Here is a 24,373-nt window from a genome sequence, read left to right as displayed (position 1 = left end):
GGTCAAGACGGACACGCTTGAATGTGGACTTTATATGGCCGCCCTCAATCTCTGAAATGCCGAGAATCGCAGAAAATATGTCCAACATTTCATCTGCCTGCACGATAGCAGCTTCAACGGCGCTTCGTTGTTCGACAGGTCCAAGCTTTTCCGACAGGCTTGTTTCCAAATTCTGACGCAAGCGGTTGAGCGGACTGCGCAGATCATGGGCAATATCTCCCGACACCTGACGCAAATTGTCCATTAGGTCGCTAATGCGATCAAGCATGGCATTGAGCGTCTGGGACAGGCGATCAAACTCGCCGCGCGATCCGTCGAGCGATATTCTCTGGCTCAGATCACCGCCAATAATCGCTGATGCCGTCTCGTTTATCCCACTGAGCCTTCGCCGCAGCAACCGCGTCAGAACGAAGCTTCCGCCGACACCGATTAAAAATATTGCAACAAAAGCGATCAGAAATTGCTGCATCAAGACTTCACCAATTTCTTCTATTGCTTCCTGATCGGCAATCACTACCAAACGGCCGCCATTGCTAAGAGCGATTGTGTAGGCACGCGCCTGATCAGTTCCTTCATCTTCATCGATAAAATTGATAATCGACCAGCCAACCTTGGGCGTGGTCGCCTGCATCTGGCCTGCTAGGCGTTTCCCTCCATTGTCGGTCAGAATATAGCCCATCTGGGTAATCCCGCCTTGTTCCTCGTGTCGCATGATCTCCTCTGACAATGCCGCCATCCCATCGGATTCATACACATTCAAAAGATCATTTGTCTCAGCCCTGATTCGACTGTCCAACTGCTGCTGGAGCGCATCCCGTGTAGAGGAATAAACTGCAAAACCGAGAATGGCAGTCGCGATCATGAAACAAACTGAATATAGTAAAGCCAGTTCGCGCATCGAACGCGGCTTGAAGATGCGCGGAAAATTACTCATCGGTGGTAATCATGTAACCGGCACCCCGAACGGTAACGATCGCGTCTTCTTCATATCCCTCGTTCAATTTAGAGCGCAGGCGGCTGATATGTGTTTCGACAATATTGGTTTTAGGATCAAAATGGAAGTTCCAGACCCGTTCCAATAACATTGTTCGCGTTACAACCTTTCCGGAATTGCGGAGCAATTCTTCGAGCAGTGAAAATTCGCGGGGCTGCAATACGACGGGATGGCCCCCTCGCCGAACCAGACGCTTTAACCTGTCCAGTTCTATTCCGTTCGCTGACAAAGTTGGTTCTGCCGATTCGGGTCGGTGCCGACGCACCAAAGCATTAAGTCGCGCGTGAAGTTCGGAGAACGCAAAGGGTTTGACCAGGTAATCATCTGCTCCGGCATCGAGCCCGTCCACTCGGTCTTCCAACCCGGCTCTGGCAGTCAGCATCAATATCGGAACTGTCCCGCCTGCGCTTCTTACTGCGGCAATTATTGCAATACCGTCCAACCCCGGGAGCATCCGGTCTAGAATTATGACATCAAAATTTCCGTCAGTTGCATGGAAAAGCCCATCATGGCCATTGTCCGATGCTGTGACAAGATGGCCGGCCTGCTCAAAACCTTGCGCGATATAATCGCTCGTGCTTTTGTCATCTTCAACTAACAGAATTTTCATGCGTTATTTCCCAATGCACGAGGTTGAACAGACAAAGTGCGCCATTGCAAGGGGGGAGAATTTTGCAATGGCGCACAAGGTGAGGACCAAAATCTGATCCACAGCGGAAAGACGTCTAGCTCAGGTCGGATTCAGCTTCTTCCATATCTTCGTCGTCTGTTCCTTCTCCTTCATCCTCATCGCCATCGTCGATCTTATTTTCGAGGATGGCACCAGTATTGGCATCTACTTCTACTTCCCGAATGCCGTCGCCTTGCTGTATTTCAAACTCGTAGATCATTACACCATCGTCGTTTTCAAGTTCAGAATCGAGGATTTCACCCGGTGCTGCCACCAAAGCAATACGGGCAGCTTCTTGTTCGCTCAGAGAAACGTCGGCTGCTTCAGATTCTCCCGCGATAGCGGGAACAACGAAAGCCACGCCGACTCCTGCGCCGGCAATCCCAATAAAAGCTGTGGCGGCGATGATCTTTGATTTACGCGTCATACTATTTACTCCTCTTATGGTGGGTCCGGCTGGTGCGACCCTAAGGGTTCCAGCCGGACCCTGAGCCTGTCTCTAGCCACCCTCAGATTGCCTCCAAATTACCGCAAATATACAGTTTCCCAATGTTCGCTGTTCTTGATTGCAGCCTTGAATTTCACGCCATATCGACTGCGAAATCTTCCCGAACAGAAGGGTAATTTCGTGCAGGCGTTTCGATGAATATTTCGCTGGTTCTTCAAGCCTTCTTGCTATCGATCATTGCGGTGCTGGCCACCAGCATATTGCATTATGAGTCGGTCCACCGGCTTGATTTGCTTGCACGCCGTCCGGCCAGCCGGAGGCATTTTCTCATGCTTCTGATTATCTGCGGGATCATTGCCGTGCATCTTGCCGACATCTTTTTCTATTCGCTGATCTATCGTTTCGCCATCGACGTTTTGCACATTGGCTCGATCAGCAGTGCCACCATCACCAGCCCAATGGAAATGTTCTATTTCGCGGCGGAAACCTATTCCTCACTGGGACAGGGTGATCTGCTTCCAACAGGAGCCATTCGAATAATATCGAGCATAAGCTCACTCAATGGTCTTCTGCTTCTCGCATGGTCGGGTTCATTTCTCTACGCGCTGGCCCACCGGCCGCTAGCATCGGATGAACAGTGAAATGAGTTCGAACCCGATCCTACTGACGGCGATCCACGATGTCAGTCCGCGTTTCGCCAATGAAGTGGACATATTGTTCGACCGGCTCGCTCCATCTGCAGGATCGGACCATATCGCGATGCTGGTGGTCCCTGATTTTTGGGGTATCGCACCACTATCCAAGTCGCCGTCTTTCCGTCGCAGCTTGCAGAACTGGTCGGATCAGGGCGTCGAGATTTTTCTGCATGGATGGCACCATCGTGCCGATCAGGTCCCCCAATCACGATTTGACCGATTTCGCGGTAATTTTCTAACGGCAGGGGAAGGCGAGTTTCTGGCGATGGACCGAGCGCGTGCTGCCAAGAAAATGCGGGACGGGCGAAAGCTGATCGAGGACATTACCGGAAGCCCGGTCAGCGGATTTATTGCCCCAGCATGGCTCTACGGGGCGGGTGCGCACGAAGCTTTGGCCGAAGTCGGGTTTGTTCTGGCTGAAGATCATATGCATGTCTGGAATCCAGTTTCCGGAGAAACGCTAGCGACGGGTCCGGTCGTGACCTGGGCCAGTCGCAGCGCGATGCGCACTGCCTCTTCGCTAGCCTTTGCAAGTGTCGCCCCTGCCATTTTATCGCGCTCTTCGGTCGCGCGGATCGCCGTTCACCCCGGGGATGTATCAAAACCGTCAATCCTCTCCAGCATAGATCACTGTATATCCCGGCTGGGCCGTCAGGGCCGCTTGCATGCTCGATACTCTGATCTGTTGCCGGTGACGCAAGGTCTGGTGGCATGAAGATCCTGACATTCCTGCACAGCTTTGAACCGGGAGGCGTTGAACGTGTTGCCTTGCGCCTTGCCGCTTGTTGGCAAAAGCAGGGGCTTGACGCTCCCGTCTTCATGGGCCGCGCAGATGGGGCCGGTCGAATTGCCGAAGCAAAACGACTGCGTCTGATCTATCCGGCGAAACCTGCAATCAGTCCGGCATTGATTGAAACAATCTGGATGATCGCCACATTGCCGAGAGCAATACGCCGCGAACAACCGGATGTGTTGTTTTGTGCAGGCAATAGCTATTCGGTTGTGGCGGTGGCGATGAAATTGCTGCTCGGCAACGATTGTCCGCCTATCGTAGCGAAGATCAGCAATGATCTGGAACGCCGTGATTTACCCCTTCCGGCGCGCTGGCTCTATCATATCTGGCTTCGAATCCAGGCCATGTTTCTCGATCAGGTTGTTGCCATGGAAGCGTCCATGAAACCCGAAATTGCTCGATGCATGGGGATATCTGACGACCGGACCATGATCATTCCAGATCCCGCTATAAGCCAAGCTGACATCCATCGTCTCGCACGGCTCCGCAAAAACAATGTGAAGGAGGTGGCTGGCCGCCGCTTCGTGGCGGTGGGACGGCTCACCAGACAAAAGAATATTGCCATGATGTTGCGTGCATTTGCCAAGGGATCGGTCAGCGGCGACACATTGGTAATAGTGGGTGACGGTTCACTGCGGAAATCACTGGAAGCGCAAAGCCGTTCACTGGGATTGGCAGAATGTGTCCATTTTGCCGGTCATGTTGATGACATCGCCCCATGGCTAGCGAAGTCCGACTTTTACCTCATGTCTTCCAACTACGAGGGTGTTCCGGCGGTTATCATTGAAGCTCTGGCTACTGGGCTCCCGATCATCACCACAAATTGCAGCAATGCGATCTCGGCGATGCTCGATGGGGGCAGACTTGGCCGTATCGTTGCGGCCGGTGACGAAAAGGATATGGCGCGCGCGATCAAATTTTCTGCTCCTGATTTCCATTTGATTGCGGGCCGCATCGATATGGCCGGGCAATTCACCCTCGAAAATTCTGGTCGACTCTACGCAGGTTTGTTCGCCGCATTGACGGATCGGCGGCGCAAGGAACAGGGTTTTTTGCAAATCAGGAGCTTAAAACCATGAGCAATGGTGAGTCCGTATATGGACCATATCTTCCCAATGTTGGCAGTCATCGCGGTTTGAGCGAAACTATACCCGAAAATTTGGTTCCGCTGATCACAAAAGGAGTCAACTGGACCCAGTGGATCGGACCTTTGGTTGCACTCGGATTTCTCGGTGTGGTTTTTTTCGAAGTCCGCAACCTCGATTTTGCCCAGTTCCTTGCAAAAATACCTAGTCTACCGTCGTTCTGGCTACTGTTTTTCGCTTATTATTTCTCGGGGCCGGTGTCGGAATGGTTTATATACCGCCGGCTCTGGAACATACCGCTCTCGGGACTGGTAGCTTTGGTCCGGAAATTCATCAGCAATGAGATTTTGCTCGGCTATCTGGGCGAGGTTTATTTTTATGCTTGGGCGAGACGCAGTGCCGACATCCATGCATCGCCTTATGGCGCGATCAAGGACGTTACGATCCTCTCCGCGCTGATTGGCAACGGTTTCACGCTGCTGATCCTGGCCCTGCTCTATCCGCTGTTCCATACACTCGATTTTGGAGGCGTTGCCAATACTGCCTATTATTCGATCGGCTTTGTGCTGCTGACTTCGCTCGTGATTATGGTTCTGCGAAACCGGTTATTCAGCCTCGCTGGATCGGAATTGCGATTCATCTCCTACATTCACGCCGTTCGGATCATCTTCACAACGGCAGCAATCGCGCTGATGTGGCATCTGTTGCTACCCGATGTCGATTTTCGCTGGTGGCTTTTGCTGGCGGCAGGAAGGCTCCTGATTTCACGCCTCCCCTTTCTCCCGAACAAAGACATCATGTTCGCCGCGCTCGCGATCACCATCATCGGCCATGACAGCGAAATCGCTGAATTAATCGCGCTCATCACCTCGCTGCTGCTGATGACCCATCTCGTCATGGCTACAATTCTCTCAGTTCCAGAAATTATTCGCAAGCGGAGCAAGGAAAGCAGATTATGAAATTATTGTATCTGACAGCGGCGATCACAGCCCCGTTATTGCTGGCCGCGCAGTATATTCCTTCCTCCCCGGATCTGGGAAAGGATGAAGGTCGCTGCCGCGGCGGTGAAGCCGGCCCTGCAATACAGGTTGCGGTGACAGGACTGAAGGACCGCAAGGGAAAACTGAAGCTCGAAGTCTATCCGTCCAATGACATTGATTTTCTGGAGGATGACAACAAATTGCTAATGGCAGGCAAGACCTTCAGGCGGGTCGAAGTGTCTGTTCCCAGTTCCGGAACCCCGCAGCTATGCATCCGGGTTCCGTCGGCTGGTAGTTACTCGCTCTCCTTGCTCCACGACCGCGACGCAAACCGCAAATTCGGACTGTCGGTGGATGGAATCGGTTTTTCTTCAAATCCGAAGCTTGGCTGGTCGAAACCCAAATCCGCAGCGACCCGCATATCGGCAACGTCCGGAATCACAAATACCACGATCATCATGAATTATCGCCGAGGGCTTACCAGTTTTCGCCCCTTGAAGCGTTGAGCAAAGGAACGATCTGATGAAGATTGTCGATGTCTGTGCATTTTATTCTCCTGAGGGTGGAGGCGTAAAAACCTATGTCCGGCAAAAACTAGCAATCGGGCCGAATCTCGGACATGAGATCGTTATCATCGTTCCCGGCTCTGGGCACAGCGTGGAATATTTTGGTCCCGCGGCTCGGATTGTCACGATCCCGGGCAAGAGATTCCCGTTCGATGGTCGCTATCATTATTTTGATGATGCAGATGAAGTCCACACTGCCCTAACCCGTGAGCGACCTGATTTTGTCGAGGCTTCATCCCCCTGGAACAGCGCGTCCATCGTAGCCGATTGGCCGGGTGCAGCGCCACGTGCATTGATCATGCATGCCGACCCTTTATCTGCATATGCTTATCGCTGGTTCGGAAAAATTTTCGGACGGTCAACGATTGACCGGCAGTTCGATTGGTTTTGGCGGCATTTGCGGAGGCTGGATTCCCGATACGATCACGTCATTTGTGCTGGCAACAGTTTGGGCGACAGGCTTCGCGAAGGTGGTCTGGAACACGTCCGAACAGTGCCGATGGGCATCGAGCGTAATATTTTTTCTGCATCATTGCGCAATAATGAACTGCGTAATGCGATGCTTGCACGCTGTTCGCTCGGCTCCGATGCGACACTATTAATGGCAGTAGGCCGACATGCAGCAGAGAAAAGATGGCCACTGGTCATTTCCGCGACCGCTGCTGCAGGAACTCAGAGAGCCGTCGGGTTGATCCAAATAGGAGGTGGCGGGGAAACGTCGCGATTACGGCGTGAGGCGCGTGCTAATCCGCATATCCAGTTTCTACCGCCAACGGATGACCGTGCTGCTCTTGCGGCGATGTTGGCGAGTGCCGATGGTCTCATTCACGGATGCGAGGCGGAAACTTACTGCATGGTGGCGGCCGAAGCACGCGCCTGTGGTTTGCCGATCATCGCGCCGGATCAAGGCGGCGCTGCTGATCAAGTCAAGGCCGGTGCTGGATTGGCCTATCTGTCGGGAGATCCTCGCTCGGCCGCAAGGGCAATAGTCCGCTTTGCAGACAATAGAGCCGGTCTCCGAAGGAAAGCGCAGGAAAAATCAGGGAGCGTCCAAAATATGGAGCATCACTTCCGGGACCTTTTTGCGCTCTACGCGACTGGATTGGAGAAATCCCGTGCTGCATGACAAGATCGAATGTGCGGAATCCTTCAAAGTGGAGCGCGCCGAGCCGAAAATACCTGCTTTCCGGACTCCAGCGTCAACAAATGGATTGGTTCATGTCCCGCATGACAATGGGAAAGAAGGCTGCAGCTGTCTTGCCGGATTTGGGCGGCTATTGATCTGGGCGACACGCAACAATGGCCATTGAAAACCGTTCCCAGGTTCATCTGCCGATCACAAAACGACATCGGAAATCCAGAATATACAGATTGCCATGTATCGCCATGTCAACTCTACTTCTCATGGGCATGTCGCCAACAAAGGCGGAAGAAAATAATATTCAGGTTTTAAGTTCGTCGCAAATCGAGGACGCCAGTTTTACAGAACGGCGTGAATTGATGGCCTTGGAAATCGAGAAGCAGGTCCGAAAATCAGGTTATAGAAACAAACGCAGGCTGCGGCCGATCATTGACGCCATCCGCTCTGCTCCGCGACATCTTTTCGTCCCGGAAGATATAAAGGCCAAGGCCTATGACAATCGCCCTTTGCCCATTGGCTATGGTCAGACAATATCCGATCCCTATATTGTCGCGATTATGACCTATGTGCTGGATCTGGAGCCAGGAGACAAGGTTCTCGAAATTGGCACTGGTTCGGGTTATCAGGCGGCTATTCTCAGCCCGTTGGTGAACAAGGTTTTTACGATCGAGATCGTCGAACCCCTGGCCGAACGCTCCAGCAAATTGCTCCAGTCTCTAGACTATGAGAATGTCGTGGTCCGTTCCGGCGACGGCTATCAAGGCTGGCCTGCGGAAGCTCCATTTGACGCCATCATCGTCACGGCAGGAGCCTCTTATGTTCCGCCTGCATTGCTGGACCAGCTAAAACCCGGCGGCAAAATGGTCATCCCCGTGGGCGAAAAATTCTGGAAAGAAAATCTGACTCTAATAGAGAAAAAGAAGAACGGACAGATCGTAAGCAAGCAACTCGGTTGGGTTATGTTCGTTGATTTTACGGGCGAGATTACCAAACAAAAGTGGCCCCGAGGCAATCGTTGAAACCAGTAATTAGGATAACGGAAGAAAAATTGCGATTAAGTATCATTTCGAGCGAGCGAGCCGAACAACGGATTCCACTCTAGGATTGTAAGTTCATCGATAAGGCCTTCGATCGCAAAAGGGTCCTGTTCGATCAAGCTACGAGCCTGATCGGCATCAGCAACCGTCATGATGATGAAACCAGCGCGTTTGCCAAGCCCCGTAACTGGCCCGGATGCCCGTTTCTGACCGGTATCGATTAGCCACTTAAGAAACGCTATATGTGCGGTGACGTGCTTACCCCACCCGTTGATCCACAAAAGAGCGCGTCAGATTGCCCCGATTGGTCGAAACTAGAATGGCAGCTTCTGGGGCGCGAACAGTTCTTGCTATAAATTCCCGAACTAACGGCGAAGATTGTCGATCAGAGAGCATCCCCGATAATCCAATGTCCCAAGACGACCATAACCACAGTCCAGACTACGATGACAACTGTCGCTGCTGCATAACTCATTGGGCGATCTGATATGAGCAATGCTTCTGTTCGAAACTCCGCCATCAACTGAGCAGGAATAAGACGCACAACAAGAGCAATTCCCAAGGGTATGATGATAAGATCGTCAAGGTAGCCAATTATTGGAATGAAATCGGGAATAAGATCGATAGGGCTGAAAGCATATGCTGCAACACTCCCGGCTATTAGCTTGGCGATCCAAGGCGTGCGGGCGCTGCGCGCGGCAATCCAGAGAGCAAACACGTCTCGTTTTAGGGCCTTAGCCCATATTTTAAGTTCCTTGATTCGCCATACCATCTGATTATCTAGCCTGCTTCAGATGATGTCCGCAACGTGTTTGCCGCGAAAATACATTGAAGCCCAGGAACGAAACGGCATTTATTTCCGCGCGGATGCGTAGCGTTCTCCTCGATATGCCTGCCCGAAAAACTCAATAAATTTGCAAATACAGGCTGATCCGTTAAACAAAATTTATTTGATTTTGCTATAAACTATCGACGCGATACTTGCACAAAACCATGCTTTGCCACACAGTTGGAAGCACTGCACATCTGCAAAAGTTAGGGGTTTGCCAATTGTGAAATTTGATCATTAACCTCAAAAATGTAGCTTCGTTGGGCGCGGGGACGGATGCTATTTACTGCCCTGGTCCGCATTGCTTATGTCCATTAAACGTGAATTCGAAGCCTGCAATTAGGCCTTTGACCAAGTAGCAGGCGTTGAAAAGGCCCCGCGGGAACTGAAATAAAATGACAAATTTTGATGACATTAATTCCACAAATGGCGATGAAGACACCAATGTCGGCAAGAACCGGTCCGCTTTGCGCAAACTTTTTGACGATACCCGAAAACGCCTTGTCGAGACCGGCACGCGCAACCGGCTGGTCCATGTCAATCGTGCCAATGCACGCGGTAATGTAATCAACATCATCAATGAGCGCTCGGATGCAGTATTTGAATTTCTATCTTCCAAAAAGATGCGCTTCCTCGCCATCAGCAAGGACAAGGACGATACCAGCACCGAACTGCAATTGGTTAACGCCGGTGATGAGGGGTTTGATGACGGACGCTTTGGCGACAATCAGCTTGAAGTAAAGCTGGGGCCAGACGCGCTGCAAAAACGCCTGCTTAAAATCGCGCGCGAGGCGAAGACGGCGGAGGAAGAGCAGGGGATCAACATTCTTTACCTCGCACTTGGCTTCATGACATGGTTTGAAGACAAAAATTCGGCGGTTTCGCGAGAGGCTCCGCTAATTCTGTTGCCAGTGGAGTTGAAACGCAACGAGCGGACATCAACTTATGATGTGCAGATCAGGGGCGATGATATTGTCACTAATTTGCCGCTTGCCCAGCGAATGAAGGATGATTTTGGCATTGAGCTTCCCGATTTGGAAGTGGGCGACAATTGGCAGCCATCCGATTATTTTGATCTGGTGGAAGAGACTGTTTCCGAACGTGCACGCTGGAAAATTGACCGCGACGGCATTCAACTTGGATTTTTCTCATTTGCCAAACTGCTGATGTATCTCGATCTTGACCCTGACCGCTGGCCAGATGGCTCGCTGGAGGAGCATGGTCTGGTCAAGGGATTGTTGCACGAAGGGTTTGAAGGCGAAGAACCGGCAATCAGCGATCAGGACCGGCTCGACGAAATTTTATCCCCTAGCGAGATTTTCCATGTCGTTGATGCCGATAGCTCGCAGACCAAGGTTATTGAGGAGGTCCGGCGTGGCCGTAATCTGGTTGTGCAGGGTCCGCCCGGAACGGGCAAGTCACAGACGATCACCAACATTATCGCTACCGCCGCGCGCGAAGGTAAAACTGTGCTGTTTGTTGCCGAGAAAATGGCGGCGTTATCGGTGGTGCATGACCGTCTGGTTAAAACTGGGCTGGCCGATATTTGTCTCGAGCTGCATTCCAAGGCATCGAACAAGAAAGCTGTGCTCGCTGAGCTGGGGCGGACGCTGACTGCGGCAGGTGCCATCCCAAATGTGCCGGGACCGCCTGACAGCCTTCGGGCAGCCCGAGACAGGTTGAACGGAATCGCCGAGGCTTTGCACGGCACAATCGGGCATACGGGCGAAACGCCGTTTGCAATGCTTGCTCGCCAAGCGCGCTATCTGGGTATGGGTGCAAAGCCGCCGACGCTGGATTCTTCAGAAATTGGCAAAATGTCGCGTCAGGAGGAAGACGAACTTGTTGAAGCGATAGAGCAAATAGGGGAATTGATTTCGGATTTGGGGTCAGCTGAAACCCACCCCTTTAATGGAATTCAAAAACTGGACCTGCAACCGGTTGACCTGGAACGCTTGAGCCAAAAACTTGTGCTGGCGCAGCAAAGCCTGACCGCTTTGCAGGAGGTCTATGACGACATTGCGGGTGCGTTGGGACTCAAAACACCATGCACATTTGATGCCATAGTTCCCGTATTGGATGTGCTTTCGCGGCTGGAAAGCATGCCTGATGAGGCGCAGGCCCTTATTCAGACAATTTTGCAGGCAGGCGACCAGAATCGCCTTTTGGAAACACTGGCTGAAGGAGATGCTTGGCGGGAGCGCTATGATGCGCTGCAACCTTATTTTGTCGAAGCGGCGTTCGCATCGCCAGCAGCCCATATGCGCGGACCGATTGTTGCTGGAGAAAGCTCGTTTTTTACACGCCTTGGTTCAGCCTATCGTAATTCGTCCAAAGAACTGGCTGGCCTGCTAGTCGACAAATTGCCGAAGAAAGCTTCGGAACGCCTGACATTGCTTGATGATCTTCTTGAGGTGCAGGCAAGCCACACTCGGTGGAACGAAGATGAGAGTTATTGCGCCAATATTCTGGGCGATGAGTGGCGCGGATCGCGCACTAACTTTGCGCAGCTGGCTAATATTACAAAATGGGCAATACGATTGAGTGAGGCTGATATTCAACCACCCGCAACTGCGGCAATCGCCGTCGCATCAAACGCGGATAATCTTAAACAATGGCAAAGGGGGTTGGCGGAAAACGCGGAAGTAGCACAAGCCGATGCTGAGGCTGCATTTTCGATCATCGATTTGAACCACTCTGTTTTTGGAGAGGATGGAATGGGCGGTGCGCCTACACCGCTTGTATCCGCTCGTCTCGCTGCAATGGACACGTCTATCCCTGACTATAAGAAATGGGCGCAATATAGCCAATTGTCAGAAACACTCAATGAAGCCAATTTGAGCGAATTGGCGGTTCGAATGGATACGAAAGTTCTATCTAGCGAAGACGCCGTGACCGAATTGCGCTTCGCTCGCTCAGAGCATTTGTGGAAGAGGGCGCTGGACGAAAACAGCGCCTTAGGGGACCTGCGCGATTTTGACAGGCATAAGCTTGCTGGTGAATATAGGACATTTGAGAAAGATCAGTTTAGGGCCAATGTTACTACCATATTGGCGCAGCATCTTTCTCAGGTTCCTAAAGGCGCTCAGGGTGAAATGGGCGTCGTTCGCGGTGAGCTAGGTAAGAAACGGGCGCATATCGCGCTGCGCAAACTATTCACTAAAGCGCCAACGGCAATTCGTCGGATTAAACCGATATTGCTCATGAGCCCGATTTCCGTGGCTCAGTTCCTCGAACCGGGCCTGCATGAGTTTGATCTGCTGGTTATCGATGAGGCCAGTCAGGTCCGGCCAGAGGACGCGCTGGGCGCAATTGCCCGCGCCAAACAAATTGTTGTGGTCGGCGATCAAAAGCAGCTTCCCCCCACGTCATTTTTTGACCGTTTGCTTGGCGATTCCGAAGACGATGAGGATGATGAGGAAGACGGTGAAGACCTGCTAGGCGGGGCGGCAAAACTTGGTCAATTGGAGAGCGTGCTCAGTCTTTGCGAAGCTCGCGGACTTGGTTCGCGCATGCTCGAATGGCATTACCGCTCGCGTGATCCTTCGTTGATCAAGGTGTCAAACCGGGAATTCTATAAGAACGGCCTCATTTTGCCACCGTCGCCGTTGCAGGACGACCCCAATTACGGTCTTTGCTTTACCAAGGTAGACGGCGCGTATGATCGTGGCGGTAAACGGGATAATCGCAAGGAAGGCGAGGCGATAGTTGCTAAAATTAGCGAACACGCGCGGCAAACTCCGAAGCTATCACTAGGCGTCGTCACTTTTTCTTCTGCCCAGCGCAACCTTATCACTGAATTGCTGGAGCTTGCACGCAGACAAGACGGTATTTTGGATGAATTTCTGCGTGAAGGAAAGTCAGAGGACTTTTTCGTTAAAAATATCGAGAATGTTCAAGGCGACGAACGTGATGTGATTCTGGTCAGTGTTGGCTACGGGCCAACTTCACCGGGCGGGCCATTGACGAGCATGTCTTTTGGTCCGGTGAATGGAGATGGTGGCGAACGCCGTCTGAATGTTTTATTCACACGCGCACGGCTTCGGTGCCAAATTTTCGCTTCTTTCGATCCTTCGGCCATGGATACAAGTCGTGTGTCACGAGAGGGGCCAAAGATATTAAAGAGATTTCTAGAATTTGCACAATCCGGACTAATGCCCGATGCAGAAATTACCGGTGAAGACGCGGACTCTCCCTTCGAGGAGGATGTGGCCGACGAAATTCGGAAATTAGGCTGTATTGCAGATAATCAAGTGGGATCTGCGGGGTTCAAGATCGATTTAGGAGTGCGTGACCCTGAGCATCCCGGTCGATATATTCTGGCAGTAGAATGCGACGGAGCAACCTATCATTCGGCGCTTTGGGCGCGTGAGCGGGACCGATTGCGCCAAGATGTGCTGGAACATCTCGGTTGGCGCTTCCACCGTATTTGGAGCACTGACTGGTTTTATAATCGCGCCGCAGAAATCGAACGATTGGAAGTGGCTTTGGAAATGGCCAAAACGGCGAGCGAGAATGGAATTGAAGTTCCCGGATCAAATAATTTTTCGCTAACGTCCGCGCCGTCGGCAACTGTTGACACGATTCAAATCCCAGATGTTGTTGAACGTCAAATGCCTCCTTATCAACGGGCAATCCTCTCCGCTTCAAAGTTTCATGAACCGCATGAAGTGCATTCTGATGTTTTAGCGGAACTTGTGGAGCGAATTGTTGAACTTGAAGGACCGATTCATCAGGAAGAAGTGGCTCGCCGTGTAGCGGACGCTTTTGGGAAGGAACGTGCTGGCGCAAGAATCAACAAAATTACAGTCAAAGCATTGCGCAAGGCGCGCCAGTATTCACAAGTGCTCCGAGATGGTGATGAATTCTGGTTTACGCTTGAACAACAAAAAAGCCCCCCAGTGCGTAATCGCTCTTCCGAGCAAGGCCCGATTTTAAAAGCCCGCAATATTTCTTTGATCGAAATACGCAGCGCATTGGAAATAGCGCGCCAAGACAATGCAGGTGGATATAATGATGACCTTATCCGTTCAGCAGCTCAGCTACTAGGATTTAAGCGAGTTGGCCCAGACTTGAAGGCACGGCTCGAAACGGGTCTCGAGCAGATTTTTTGAATGAATTAAAACTCCGGTGTAACTCCGGTGTAATTGCATCAAATTCATGATTTGATCTGGGTTTGTTCGGTATAATTTTAGCATTGCAACCGCGGTTTTCTGCTATATGCGTCATTAGGCGCTACCCTCCGAAGGCAGAGGTCACAGATTCGAATTCTGTCGGGTGCACCATTATTTCTGTTAGAAACTCCAGGCAAATCAAAGGCTTGTATAGGTTGGCCCCTAGGTCACTTCTCTATGCAGACTGCCTTTTGAACGCTGTCACCCAATCGGGACACAGCGAGTTCTAAGATGGCTACAATTACCAAGAAAAAGGCCGCAGGTTCGCTCAAGTGCGTCGTAGGGCGCACGAGACTCTCTACAATATCTTAAATGCGAAGGGCGATGCTCAGGTATGGGCTAGAGAGCAAGAGGCAGTTATAGACAGCCGGGCAAGCGGTCATAATCAGGCTGCGAAGCGAACAATAAGGTTCCCGCTTCGTCGCTTACGCGCATGCTAGTCGATGAAACTTCAAAAACCGGGCCGATTGCCCATTGTTTCGCCGAGACGTACCAATCTCTCCGGTGCCCAGTCTGCAGAAAAATCGACGGTGTGCTCCCGGAACAGCATGACGACCGTAGAGCCGAGCAGGAATCGTCCCATCTCCTCGCCCTTTTCGAGCGCGATGTTCTGGTCGGTATAAGTCCACTGCCTAATCTTTTTGGCGGGCTTTGGTTTGACTACGCCGTGCCAGACAGTTGCCATGCTGCCGACGATGGTGGCGCCGACCAGGACCATCGCGAACGTGCCGTGCTCCGGTGATTCAAACACACATATTACCCGCTCGTTTCGCGCGAAAAGATTGGGCACACCGCGCGCTGTGGTGGGATTGACCGAAAACAGCGAGCCTGGCACGTAGATCATATTTGTCAGCCTGCCGTCACAGGGCATATGCAAGCGATGATAATCCTTTGGTGACAGATACAGATTGGCGAAGCTCCCGTTCCGAAACTTTGCTGCTAATGCTGTATCGCCGCCGAGCAACTCCGTCGTCGTAAACGAATGGCCCTTGGCCTGAAGGATGTGATGGTCATCAATAGCGCCAAGCTGACTGATCGCACCATCCACCGGGCAGGCAAAATCTGCGTTCGTTATAGGTCGCGCGCCGTCTTTGAGCGGACGGGTGAAGAAGGCGTTGAAGCTGTTATAGCTGGAGATATCCGGGTTTCGAGCCTCGCTCATATCCACCGCATATTTGGCAACGAACCAGCGTATCAGCCGGGTCGTCAGCTTGCCTTGCTTCGCCTCGGCAACGCGGCCAGCAAAGGCGGTAAGGCCCCGCTTTGGCAGGATATACTGAGACGCGACTTTCAAACGTTCTAACAATTTTTCACTCGCATCAATTGATCAACCAACTCTTGAATCGCAAGCCCTGCTGGAACGCCCCTTGGGAGTGTTGCGGATACAGGATGTGCGCGGGCGATTTTTCCAATCCTAGCATAGCGAAGATGTTCCCTGTTTCGCAAATGCCAATTACCGGCATAGATATCATGGTGCCCACCATGTTTGCCGATCATCAGAAAGTTCTGAACGCGATACGGGAAATCCGGGAAGGCGGTTCGCCGATCAGCCCGATCATCGCCCGACTGGTATTTAGAGAATTGCAGCCGCCGACCGCGCCCGTCGAGCAAATGGCAGAAGCTCTGTCCAACCGGGAACTGGAGACACTCAATCTTTTGTCGCGCGGGTTTTCCTATTCTGAATCTGCCGAAATCATGAATATTTCAGCGCATACGGTGGCGAGCTACGTCAAACATATTTACCGCAAGCTTGAGGTGAATTCTCGCGCCGAAGCGGTATTTGAAGCATCAAGCCGCGGAATATTGGGGGCCTAGCGGCTTGTTGGCTCGCCTTTCATGGTTGTTCTTGCTCATGTTTTTTTTGGCAGCGTCGTGACCGCGCTCGCCGTTGCGCGTAAACGCAATGACCCCGCATCGACCATCACAACCCTTCAAAAAGCGATTGGGGACCTCAAGATAACGGTGGATTCTCTCGCACCGATTGAAGGCGATGTGATCACGCTTCTTGCCAATCTGCGCCACCGGATGGAACAAGAGTTGCCGCATTTATCTTCCATCTGATCAGATCTAATTACTGAAACTGGGTGGGTAGCAGTCTTTCGACGGACTGAATTCAGACGTCAGCTCCTGAGCCGATTGCGGACTGTCCGGTTCTGGGTAGCCGGCCCAACTAGCGGACATTGAACGCGGAGCAATTGTAATGTCAGCTCCCGCCCCAAAAACGGTCGTCCCACCGCCAATCAAACACAGATAAAATCGGACAGTAAATATCAACCAACCAGATGGAGACAATTATCAGTCGAATTACGGAGCCTTCGGTACCAATAGTTATGACGGCCGATTGAAAAAGCGACTCAAACAATAAGCGGGGCAGTTGCCGAGCGAGAAACCGAAAAATATATTATAAATTAGGGGTTTATCGGTTGCAGGACTAGGGTTGCCTCGTGCAGTTCTTGCAACAAGGGTGATTGCGACCCGGCCTTCGTTATGTGTTTGCTTTCAAAAGAGCAGGTAATGCTTCCTCAAGATAAACCCCGCACACCATATTCGGTTTGTAAATTATATAATCGCCGCGATTTGAACCCCCAAAGAGTATCAAACTGATGGTCGGATCGCAGCGTAGACTTGCTGTCGAGCCATAATCAAATTTTTCTTGGGAGACACCAATGCGCTATATGTTAGTATTTTCCGCCTTGCTTCTATCTAGCGCGTCATCCGCGGCATGGGCGGACGTTGATCCGGCATTGGTTGCTGCGGCAAAGACTGACATCAAGACAGCCCCATCATGGGCTATTATCGACAGTGCCAAAGTATCCGCTGCTGCAAATGGGGATGCCGACGCACAGTCGGCTGTCGGTTCATTTTATTCCAATACAGAAAGAGAAGCCATTGCCATAAAGTGGTTCCGATTGGCTGCTGATCAAGGAAATGCTGAGTCACAATTCAAACTCGCAATGGCCTATGATCAAGGCCGCGGCACTTCGGCAAATAAAATCGAGGCTATAAGGCTTTATAGGCTTGCCGTTGCGCAAGGTTATTCTGACGCGCAACTCATATTTGCCAGTAAGTACGCTCAAGGTAAGGATGTTGAACAAGACTTCGCCCAAGCAGCAAAATTATACCAGCTTGCAGCCGACCAGGGCGATGTTTTCGCGATAAACGAGCTAGGAAAAATGTACGCAACCGGACAGGGTGTAGCTAAGAGCACCGACCAGGCAATTCAATTGTATAAGGTTGCCGCTCAGCACGACTTTCATCCATCACAAATTGCTCTCGCTTTTCTTTATGACGAAAAACATAGCAACGGTGACGTTTCAGCCGACTACCTATTGAAAGCCTATGCATGGCTTCGACTTGCGATCTCGACAGAGCCGGGAAACGAAAATGAGTCAGATAAAAAGTTTGCTCAAATCACCGACCGAATGACAGCGACACAGCTCAGCGCGGGCCAAGCGATGGTCGCCCATTGTTTTCCAGATCCAGAGAACAAGGTTTATCAATTTAAGTGCACCCAAGATCAACCATTTTGAAGAGCATATATTTATAGAGGAATTGCAATGCTGATTGACAGAAAAAATCTTCGACAAAAGGGGTTCGCCGCAAGCCTTTTTCTTTCCACTGCGCTGGTTACGATGGCTGCGAGCTCCCCGGCTGTTGCTCAAGTTTCTGAGCAACAGGCCATTGATGCCTTTTCCGCATCTCAATATCATTATTGTGATGCGAAGCTTATGGCCGATTTTTGGGGTGAGAGTATTTGGCAAGCTAAGGCTGGAATTGGCGCGCGAATCCTTCTCGGGTCGGGTGACTATATTCCCGGAAAACTCCAAGCTTCAAGGGACAACGGGAATCAATGCAACTGGAGCGAAACCGGGTTCGGGTATGAAGATGCCGAAAATATCGCAAGTTTGTGGGGCCTATCAAGTGTCGAAGAGGCCAAATCAAAAATGGCTTGGCTGGCTACTATGGGTGATACCGGCGATATTAATCAGGTGCTTGGCTACTAGAATAACAGTCTCCGCGGGGGCAACAAAACGCATTATCCAGGATCGGACGAAACGCCTCAAAGTCAACAATCCGACCCAGTTCCTCCAGAGGATTGCCGTTCGCCGACAGCGGCTTCAAATGATCCGTTGATCCAGATAAACCTGCCTGCTTCATCACCGCGTCCTCATCACAATAATGAATCAGAACAAGCGCTGAAATGTGAGAGTTTTTTGGAGAAGACCGGATAATCTGTAGGATTCAATCTATCAATTTGTAAAAGTATATTCGTTGACTTTATTTTTGCAATATGCCATATTTAAATGAGGGGAGAATATAATGACATCAAGGCATACTATTGGCTGGCCTACAATTATTGGTGTAGCTGCTATATTACTTCTTCTTTACTTTATAAATGCTGATCCGGTGAGGGCAAACGCTGCCTTCGCGGGGCAGACTGGCCAGACCTGCGCAACCTGTCATCATATGAGTGGAGCTCCCAGCGCGGGAAATTTGACTTCTACGGGTCAGCAATTTGTCCGTTGCGGATATATATTGAATTGTGGACCGGGCAATTTATCTCCCGGCATTTCTGCTCCCCAGCCACCAAACTATCAGGGTTCTACCGGAAATTTTGCGGGTTCCGCAACAGGTGCGGGCTTTCAGCCAGGCAAGGTCTGGATCGTCCAGCTTCGTGAAACCAGCGGTCGGTTTGCAGACATGATTTGGACCAAGCGCGGCAATTCGAACAGCTTCGATGTTCTATGGCATCTGGAAGGCACTCGCTTTGCAGATGTCATGAATTACGAAGGTTACCGCAATGGGCAGGTCAGTTTTTACAGTGCGGAACTCAACACCAGATTTACCGGTACGCCCTCCCCCAACGGAAACTATATATTCAATGGCAGGATTGTGGGCGGAGACTCGGGGCCAAATGACAGCTGGACGGCATCTATTTTCTAATTGTCCGCCACCACAAGACATGGGGGTGACAATTCGATCAAACGTAAATTACTGGAGGAAAGCTTGAACAAAGTCAAAATGGCGTCGGTTGCCGCCGTCACAGGATCCTTGGCCGCACTGGCGATCGCGTCATCTTTCATTGCGCCGGATCGGGTAGAGGCAAATGTCGGCTTTGCCAGAAAAACGGGCTTATCCTGTGCCAGCTGTCATTCCGATGCAGCCGATCCTCGCAAGGAAGCTTTGACAAGTGTGGGAAACAGCTATCGTACATGCCTGTACAATCCAACTGCGAGCAGCATTGACTGCAATGTCCAAGCGCAGAATCAGACCAGAGCTGCTGTTCTGACGCCTGCGCCGTCTTCGGTTTACAACAACACACCGGGCTTTAACAATCCACCGGTCTACAGTTCAAATCCCGGCACCAATAGCACTGGCGGTTTTGGCGGGTCCAAGGGCGCCACGTCGACATATAATGCTGCGCCTGCTCCTCCGCCAGTCCAGCAAAGCAAGAGCAACGGCGTTCGCGACTTCCTTTTGGGACTGCTGGGCGCGTCGGTAGGCAACAATGCAAATCCGGGCAACAACGGGTCGAGAAATCCCGGCTATGTTCAACCCACAGGCAACAATCCGTTGGACCGGATATTCATTCCGCCGCAGAATTTTGATATCGGTCAACAGTGGGCTGTTTCGGAACAATTGGGGGGCGGCAGAAAGCTGGACAGCGTCTGGGCCAAGAGAACCGGCTCCAATATATTTGATGCTGTATATATTGATAGCCAGACGAACGCACAGACGAACGACATCGTCACATATAACGGTATCCGCAACGGTCAGGTTTCCTTTCGGCGGCAAAGCACCGGTACAATCTACACGGGAAAAATGACCACGGATGGCCGGATGGTGCTGGGCGGAACGACCAACCAGCGCGCGGGCAATCTGACGTGGTCAGGATCGAATGTAAGTCAATTCAGCGGTGTAGCATCGGCACCGACGGGTGGCCCGCTTCTTGTCCCTGCAGGTCGATCGGGAGGCATGGACTTTCTGCTTTTCGACGTAGCGAGTGATCGTACGGACCCCGGCTTCCCGAAAGCCGTCGATTCCAACAGCTTTCCCGGAGTGTGGCCGCAAGGAGCGACTGCGGTTTATAATGGCGGTAACGACAAGGCCTATTTCTTCCGGGGCAATGAGTATATTCGATATGATATCAACGCGGATCGAGCCGACCCCGGCTACCCGCAAACGATCAACAACCAGACTTGGCCGGGACTTTGGACCAACGGAATCGATGCTGCCGTTAACGGCGGCGGCGGCAAGGTCTTTTTCTTCAGAAGCGGTCAGTTCATGCGCTATGATATTGCTGCTGATCGCGTCGACCCCGGTTATCCGCAACCCGTCGACAACCGTACCTGGCCAGGATTGCAGGCACTCGGACGGATAGAATCGGCGGTCAATGCGGGCAATGGAAAAATCTATTTCTTCTCGGGCAATCGCTATTTGCGCTATGATGTTGCTGCGAACCGTGCGGATCCTGGATATCCGCAGCTGATCAACGCACAAACATGGCCCGGCGTTTGGCCGAATAATATCACTATGGCGGCATCGGGTCCGGGTAAACTTTTGTTGTTCCGGTCGCGATAGTTTCAATCGCGCGCGAACGAACGAACGATCTGGACAGTATGTTTGCCGACCATATCGGTTTATAGTCATTGTTGACTGATCGAGGGATCCCGGGCGCGCTGACATGCGCTCACAATTTATGTTATCTTAACAGGCGTAAGAGAATAAGGACTGGTCAAATCGACCTAACCCTTGACCCGACCATCGCTAGGCAATCGAATGTCTCAGGCGACCGGATCTATCAATATAGTCTAGCGACCTCGCGTTTGCTGGAGCAGATCAGAATAGCCATCGGTCGTTGTAATTGCGATGGTCCATTTTGTTTCTGAGAGGCTGCCGATATGCAGGCACGAGCCAATGCCAGTGCATCATCATAGCTTTCGCCCGTGTCACCCCACTCGCATTTCTTGAGCGCTGTGCGGCTTTCTTTGAGCAGCAACGGGATATCGCTGCCAATGCCGTTCAGGATTTTCTGGCCGATCGTAGCCTTGCCACCGACCACATCTTTATTCCACAGCAAACCCACAGTTTTGGCGTCGCAATAATTATATCACGATGCGGCATAGGCATAAAACGCCTGATCAATCGAATATTGCCGTGAAAGCGGGAGAATTTACAGCGACGGTTGAGAGCGCTGTCGTCAGAAAAAGCCCAGTTGCTTAGTGTTTAACCCCCAAATTCTTGTTCCCGGTCGACATCTTAAATCTCTCCAATGAACAATCATTATATCGATAATATTTACCAGATATCCTTGGTTGTGGTTATTCTACTTTTTATAGCAATCTTTCGTTGCCAGTGCTTTTTCATCGTCCGGGTAACTGGCGCACTGTCCAGCAACAGGCTTAAACTGCTCGGAATGCTCGCCGGGCTCGTCGTTGGATCAATGCACCAGTCAAGCAATCCTTCGAAAAGCGCGGCGGCTTCGACTATTTTTGTGCTGTCCATCATGGATGGCAATATCCGGACTTCGAAAGTGTGTTTCAGATCGTTCCCCGTCGCGATATTGAGCAAATTGAAATCACAATATTTTGAAAGCGATAGCTTGCTAAGCTCTTGTCTGGCTTCGGGCCAGTCGAGGGATTGAAATTTTTCACTACTAGTCAACTCGCTTAGTGATTCCGGCCATGCACCCAGGCGAACGCAACGCCCGTTTACTTCGACGAGCCGTTTCAGATCCTCGCCGAATTTCTCGAATACAAAGACGAGCTTTGCGATGCAAATTGCAGAGCAAAGGGTAGTAGCATCAAAATGGATGTGGGTTGCACCTTCGTTCGGGATGGTAAACCCCTGCGCATTGGCTTCGTCGAGTAGTTGCGAAAGCTTTTCGCAATGGCCTGAACTGATCGGAGCGGTCACTATTTCACATGGCCTTTCGCGTTCCCCAGGCAGAGGGGCACAAATAGCAACCGAAACGCCGCGATCATCGACAACTCTGAACATCCCTGAATCATGGGACAGTAATTTGGTGCCAAAGAGATCTGCAATGGGCTCAAGCACGTTGTCGATGGACGACGCCGGATCACAATGCCTGATCACCAATCGCAGGAGACGGGCTTCATCGGCAATAATACGGTACCAGCCCGGCTGTGATGGGGTCTGCTTGTCAAAGTCCGCCTGGAGCGTGAGATCATCGACAAAGCTGGCGACCCATTGACCGGAGGAATCGAAGAGTTGAAATCCTGGGGTCAAATTTTCAAATGTTGGTCGGCCAGGGACCTTGCTGGGTTCCGATTGAGAGTGGAAAATCCGTTGAACGGTTCCGCCGGATTGCAGAGCCAGAACATCCGCCAAATCCTTTCTCGTCCTGCCGCGAGGCGCGGCCAGTTCGATTTCAAACCCGGTTTTCCATTTTATTTCTGCTGTCATGGAAACTTGCCGGAGAGCAAGAAACCGACCACTGTCCTACTGTATGAACCGGGCGACGACATAATCACTTAAGCCATGATCGCATATTGCGATTGCCCATCACCGCGACACATTTGTTTGGATACCCGCGTTTCCTCTCCATCAATGATAATCACGTCGGTTATGCTCAGACATTTCCGGCCAGTAGGTTGAGTATTCAAAGCGGTTACCGTGGAGGACCCAGTGACACCACCACGGGTCGGGCTCTGCCATCTACTGACCGCCCCGACCCGTTCTTGCGCGACTACAGCAAACGTCGCCTCAGAAGCCTTCTTCTGTTCGTCTTCGCTCAATTTACATGCAATCTCACCAATCAGTACCGCACCTGCGGCGGCAGCCAGCAACGTTTCTGTACCATCTAGCCCAGCCGCTGCGCCGACTATACCAGCAAAAATGCCGCCCAACAATTGGCCGCGTCCTCGTGACTTTTTACAGGATTTGTCTTTTGATTTTGCGCTCGATCCTGCAAGATCAACCGCTCGGCCTTCTTTACCCGGAATATTCATAAATCCGTAGTTATAAGGCACGGGATATCCTCCGCAGCCGGTGTTGTAGCAATAGCGGTCGCTCAAGTAATCGCGATCCAATTGGTAGAGTTGAACAGCGCCTCGATAGACCGCCATATGCTTTCCGTCCTGATCCGAGGCCGCATGTTCCTGTCTGATTTTATTGAAGAAATTTTTTCTGGTGGTTGCTGAATATTCCATTCTTCCTGCTACATTTTCGGTGAAAATCTTGGAAATTTCATCCTGATAATGATTCATTCGCCTACGATAGTCTTTCAACACATTTTCATAATAAGCATCAAGAAGTGAAGTGCAGCGGTTAATGTCCTTGGCTTTGTCCAACGGGTCCGGAAGTTGCTGATGGTTTTCTCTGCAATCGGGATAGTCCCGTTGCAACAATACAGGAGTCGGGGGCAAGGCCGGCAGCGGGGGTTCAGCTTTCAGTGGTGGTCTATAGGCTTGGTCCAGGGCAGCTTCACCGGAGTGACCCGGCGAGGCGTCGACGCCCGCTTTTTCGTGCGGAATTTGTGGAGGCTCCGCCGACGATTGGGCAAAAGCTGGGGAGCTGGGGTAGGTTGTATCATTCGCATTTTGAAAAGATTTGTCGCCCGCGGCAGGATCGGAAATGGGCGGGTTGGTGTCGGGCTGAGACGCGTTGTAGGCAGAGTTGACTGGTGCAGCGAATGCCGGATTTGAGATGGCTCCCGTCTGGTGCTGATTTTGCGCTTCGACATTGCAATCGGTCTGGTTTGGAGCAGGGTTGTAAAGGCATGCACGATAGGCGGCGCCAAGGGCGGTCAACGCACCTGCTCCAGGATCAGAAGAATTGGAATGACACTCCGAACAGGAAAGGCCTGTGTTTCTTGCGAAACCAATATTTGCATCCACAGGTCTGGCAAAAATAAACATCAAAACGATAGTGACCATCGCCGTTGTTGCGACAGTCCCAAAAGCCAGAGCCGCTTGAACCCTTCCCAAAATTCCCTCCC

The 24,373-nt window shown here is 51.5% G+C and carries 23 protein-coding genes; 14 read left to right on the top strand and 9 right to left on the bottom strand.

The annotated features are described in order from the left end of the window. The 3 genes from V7680_RS07935 to V7680_RS07925 form a co-directional block, all read right to left on the bottom strand. Positions 1–934: histidine kinase dimerization/phospho-acceptor domain-containing protein (locus tag V7680_RS07935; protein ID WP_335652749.1), on the bottom strand; the 934-nt coding region annotated here is incomplete at its 3' end. Next, a complete protein-coding gene (locus V7680_RS07930; protein WP_335652748.1) occupies positions 927–1,604 on the bottom strand; it encodes a response regulator transcription factor in 678 nt (225 codons plus the stop codon). The genes V7680_RS07935 and V7680_RS07930, both read right to left, overlap by 8 nt. A 115-nt stretch (positions 1,605–1,719) precedes the next feature. Continuing rightward, a complete protein-coding gene (locus V7680_RS07925) occupies positions 1,720–2,091 on the bottom strand; it encodes a PepSY domain-containing protein (protein ID WP_335652747.1) in 372 nt (123 codons plus the stop codon). A gap of 215 nt (positions 2,092–2,306) precedes the next feature. Between V7680_RS07925 and V7680_RS07920 the strand changes: the two genes are divergently transcribed. The 7 genes from V7680_RS07920 (at position 2,307) to V7680_RS07890 (ending at position 8,391) form a co-directional block, all read left to right on the top strand. Continuing rightward, positions 2,307–2,753 carry an ion channel gene (locus V7680_RS07920; protein ID WP_335652746.1) on the top strand — a complete coding sequence of 149 codons (447 nt, stop codon included), beginning with the start codon at positions 2,307–2,309 and terminating at the stop codon, positions 2,751–2,753. Between the two features lies 1 nt (position 2,754). After that, positions 2,755–3,522: a polysaccharide deacetylase family protein gene (locus V7680_RS07915; protein WP_335652745.1), complete on the top strand. Its 768-nt coding sequence runs from the start codon at positions 2,755–2,757 to the stop codon at positions 3,520–3,522. Next, the gene (locus tag V7680_RS07910) at positions 3,519–4,679 is read left to right on the top strand and encodes a glycosyltransferase (protein ID WP_335652744.1); all 1,161 of its coding nucleotides are present in this window, start codon (positions 3,519–3,521) and stop codon (positions 4,677–4,679) included. Before V7680_RS07915 ends, V7680_RS07910 begins: the two co-directional genes overlap by 4 nt. After that, the gene (locus tag V7680_RS07905; protein ID WP_335652743.1) at positions 4,676–5,644 is read left to right on the top strand and encodes a hypothetical protein; all 969 of its coding nucleotides are present in this window, start codon (positions 4,676–4,678) and stop codon (positions 5,642–5,644) included. Before V7680_RS07910 ends, V7680_RS07905 begins: the two co-directional genes overlap by 4 nt. Then, positions 5,641–6,171 carry a DUF2141 domain-containing protein gene (locus V7680_RS07900; RefSeq protein WP_335652742.1) on the top strand — a complete coding sequence of 177 codons (531 nt, stop codon included), beginning with the start codon at positions 5,641–5,643 and terminating at the stop codon, positions 6,169–6,171. Before V7680_RS07905 ends, V7680_RS07900 begins: the two co-directional genes overlap by 4 nt. Before the next feature lie 16 nt (positions 6,172–6,187). Further along, positions 6,188–7,357, top strand: coding sequence for a glycosyltransferase (locus V7680_RS07895; protein WP_335652741.1), 1,170 nt, complete (start codon positions 6,188–6,190; stop codon positions 7,355–7,357). A 260-nt stretch (positions 7,358–7,617) separates the two neighbouring features. Then, a complete protein-coding gene (locus V7680_RS07890) occupies positions 7,618–8,391 on the top strand; it encodes a protein-L-isoaspartate(D-aspartate) O-methyltransferase (RefSeq protein WP_335652740.1) in 774 nt (257 codons plus the stop codon). Between the two features lie 35 nt (positions 8,392–8,426). Here the strand turns inward: V7680_RS07890 and V7680_RS15745 are convergent, their stop codons facing one another. Both V7680_RS15745 and V7680_RS07885 read right to left on the bottom strand, forming a co-directional pair. After that, complete coding sequence (locus V7680_RS15745; protein WP_442954993.1) at positions 8,427–8,690, bottom strand: YciI family protein; 264 nt, start codon at positions 8,688–8,690, stop codon at positions 8,427–8,429. Between the two features lie 104 nt (positions 8,691–8,794). After that, positions 8,795–9,181, bottom strand: coding sequence for a YkvA family protein (locus V7680_RS07885; RefSeq protein ID WP_335652739.1), 387 nt, complete (start codon positions 9,179–9,181; stop codon positions 8,795–8,797). A 452-nt stretch (positions 9,182–9,633) separates the two neighbouring features. Between V7680_RS07885 and V7680_RS07880 the strand changes: the two genes are divergently transcribed. Then, positions 9,634–14,352, top strand: coding sequence for a DUF3320 domain-containing protein (locus V7680_RS07880; RefSeq protein ID WP_335652738.1), 4,719 nt, complete (start codon positions 9,634–9,636; stop codon positions 14,350–14,352). 511 nt (positions 14,353–14,863) lie between these two features. Here the strand turns inward: V7680_RS07880 and asd are convergent. After that, a complete protein-coding gene (gene asd / locus V7680_RS07875) occupies positions 14,864–15,718 on the bottom strand; it encodes an archaetidylserine decarboxylase (RefSeq protein WP_335652737.1) in 855 nt (284 codons plus the stop codon). A gap of 164 nt (positions 15,719–15,882) precedes the next feature. Here asd and V7680_RS07870 point away from each other — a divergent pair, with 164 nt between their 5' ends. From V7680_RS07870 to V7680_RS07845, 6 genes are all read left to right on the top strand, one after another. Next, positions 15,883–16,227, top strand: a complete 345-nt coding sequence (locus V7680_RS07870; RefSeq protein WP_335652736.1) for a response regulator transcription factor — start codon at positions 15,883–15,885, stop codon at positions 16,225–16,227. 21 nt (positions 16,228–16,248) lie between these two features. Further along, positions 16,249–16,473 carry a hypothetical protein gene (locus tag V7680_RS07865; RefSeq protein WP_335652735.1) on the top strand — a complete coding sequence of 75 codons (225 nt, stop codon included), beginning with the start codon at positions 16,249–16,251 and terminating at the stop codon, positions 16,471–16,473. 605 nt (positions 16,474–17,078) lie between these two features. Next, positions 17,079–17,942 (top strand): tetratricopeptide repeat protein, encoded by an 864-nt coding sequence (locus V7680_RS07860; protein WP_335652734.1) that lies wholly within the window; start codon positions 17,079–17,081, stop codon positions 17,940–17,942. A 27-nt stretch (positions 17,943–17,969) separates the two neighbouring features. Next, positions 17,970–18,416, top strand: a complete 447-nt coding sequence (locus V7680_RS07855) for a hypothetical protein (RefSeq protein ID WP_335652733.1) — start codon at positions 17,970–17,972, stop codon at positions 18,414–18,416. Between the two features lie 316 nt (positions 18,417–18,732). Further along, positions 18,733–19,356 (top strand): hypothetical protein, encoded by a 624-nt coding sequence (locus V7680_RS07850; protein ID WP_335652732.1) that lies wholly within the window; start codon positions 18,733–18,735, stop codon positions 19,354–19,356. Between the two features lie 63 nt (positions 19,357–19,419). Beyond that, positions 19,420–20,994, top strand: a complete 1,575-nt coding sequence (locus V7680_RS07845) for a hemopexin repeat-containing protein (RefSeq protein WP_335652731.1) — start codon at positions 19,420–19,422, stop codon at positions 20,992–20,994. A gap of 220 nt (positions 20,995–21,214) precedes the next feature. Here the strand turns inward: V7680_RS07845 and V7680_RS07840 are convergent, their stop codons facing one another. The 3 genes from V7680_RS07840 to V7680_RS07830 form a co-directional block, all read right to left on the bottom strand. Further along, the gene (locus V7680_RS07840; protein ID WP_335652730.1) at positions 21,215–21,475 is read right to left on the bottom strand and encodes a hypothetical protein; all 261 of its coding nucleotides are present in this window, start codon (positions 21,473–21,475) and stop codon (positions 21,215–21,217) included. A 236-nt stretch (positions 21,476–21,711) separates the two neighbouring features. Then, the gene (locus tag V7680_RS07835; protein ID WP_335652729.1) at positions 21,712–22,839 is read right to left on the bottom strand and encodes an amidoligase family protein; all 1,128 of its coding nucleotides are present in this window, start codon (positions 22,837–22,839) and stop codon (positions 21,712–21,714) included. Positions 22,840–22,907: 68 nt separating this feature from the next. Continuing rightward, positions 22,908–24,311 carry a hypothetical protein gene (locus V7680_RS07830; protein WP_335652728.1) on the bottom strand — a complete coding sequence of 468 codons (1,404 nt, stop codon included), beginning with the start codon at positions 24,309–24,311 and terminating at the stop codon, positions 22,908–22,910. Positions 24,312–24,373 lie beyond the last annotated feature (62 nt).

It is taken from the genome of Parasphingorhabdus sp. (assembly GCF_036963705.1).
Taxonomy (GTDB): Bacteria; Pseudomonadota; Alphaproteobacteria; order Sphingomonadales; family Sphingomonadaceae; genus Parasphingorhabdus.
This window is presented reverse-complemented; position numbering and strand designations above follow the sequence as displayed.

Bases quoted from the DNA above. Each gene is read 5' to 3' on its own strand.
- V7680_RS07855 (WP_335652733.1), top strand. From the start codon at position 17,970: ATGCTGATTGACAGAAAAAATCTTCGACAAAAGGGGTTCGCCGCAAGC.
- V7680_RS07925 (WP_335652747.1), bottom strand. From the start codon at position 2,091: ATGACGCGTAAATCAAAGATCATCGCCGCCACAGCTTTTATTGGGATT.
- V7680_RS07850 (WP_335652732.1), top strand. From the start codon at position 18,733: ATGACATCAAGGCATACTATTGGCTGGCCTACAATTATTGGTGTAGCT.
- V7680_RS07910 (WP_335652744.1), top strand. From the start codon at position 3,519: ATGAAGATCCTGACATTCCTGCACAGCTTTGAACCGGGAGGCGTTGAA.
- V7680_RS07905 (WP_335652743.1), top strand. From the start codon at position 4,676: ATGAGCAATGGTGAGTCCGTATATGGACCATATCTTCCCAATGTTGGC.
- V7680_RS07830 (WP_335652728.1), bottom strand. From the start codon at position 24,311: ATGGTCACTATCGTTTTGATGTTTATTTTTGCCAGACCTGTGGATGCA.
- V7680_RS07865 (WP_335652735.1), top strand. From the start codon at position 16,249: ATGGTTGTTCTTGCTCATGTTTTTTTTGGCAGCGTCGTGACCGCGCTC.
- V7680_RS07880 (WP_335652738.1), top strand. From the start codon at position 9,634: ATGACAAATTTTGATGACATTAATTCCACAAATGGCGATGAAGACACC.
- V7680_RS07915 (WP_335652745.1), top strand. From the start codon at position 2,755: ATGAGTTCGAACCCGATCCTACTGACGGCGATCCACGATGTCAGTCCG.
- V7680_RS07920 (WP_335652746.1), top strand. From the start codon at position 2,307: ATGAATATTTCGCTGGTTCTTCAAGCCTTCTTGCTATCGATCATTGCG.
- V7680_RS07870 (WP_335652736.1), top strand. From the start codon at position 15,883: ATGGTGCCCACCATGTTTGCCGATCATCAGAAAGTTCTGAACGCGATA.
- V7680_RS07860 (WP_335652734.1), top strand. From the start codon at position 17,079: ATGCGCTATATGTTAGTATTTTCCGCCTTGCTTCTATCTAGCGCGTCA.
- V7680_RS07900 (WP_335652742.1), top strand. From the start codon at position 5,641: ATGAAATTATTGTATCTGACAGCGGCGATCACAGCCCCGTTATTGCTG.
- V7680_RS07930 (WP_335652748.1), bottom strand. From the start codon at position 1,604: ATGAAAATTCTGTTAGTTGAAGATGACAAAAGCACGAGCGATTATATC.
- V7680_RS07890 (WP_335652740.1), top strand. From the start codon at position 7,618: ATGTCAACTCTACTTCTCATGGGCATGTCGCCAACAAAGGCGGAAGAA.
- V7680_RS07835 (WP_335652729.1), bottom strand. From the start codon at position 22,839: ATGACAGCAGAAATAAAATGGAAAACCGGGTTTGAAATCGAACTGGCC.
- V7680_RS07885 (WP_335652739.1), bottom strand. From the start codon at position 9,181: ATGGTATGGCGAATCAAGGAACTTAAAATATGGGCTAAGGCCCTAAAA.
- V7680_RS07895 (WP_335652741.1), top strand. From the start codon at position 6,188: ATGAAGATTGTCGATGTCTGTGCATTTTATTCTCCTGAGGGTGGAGGC.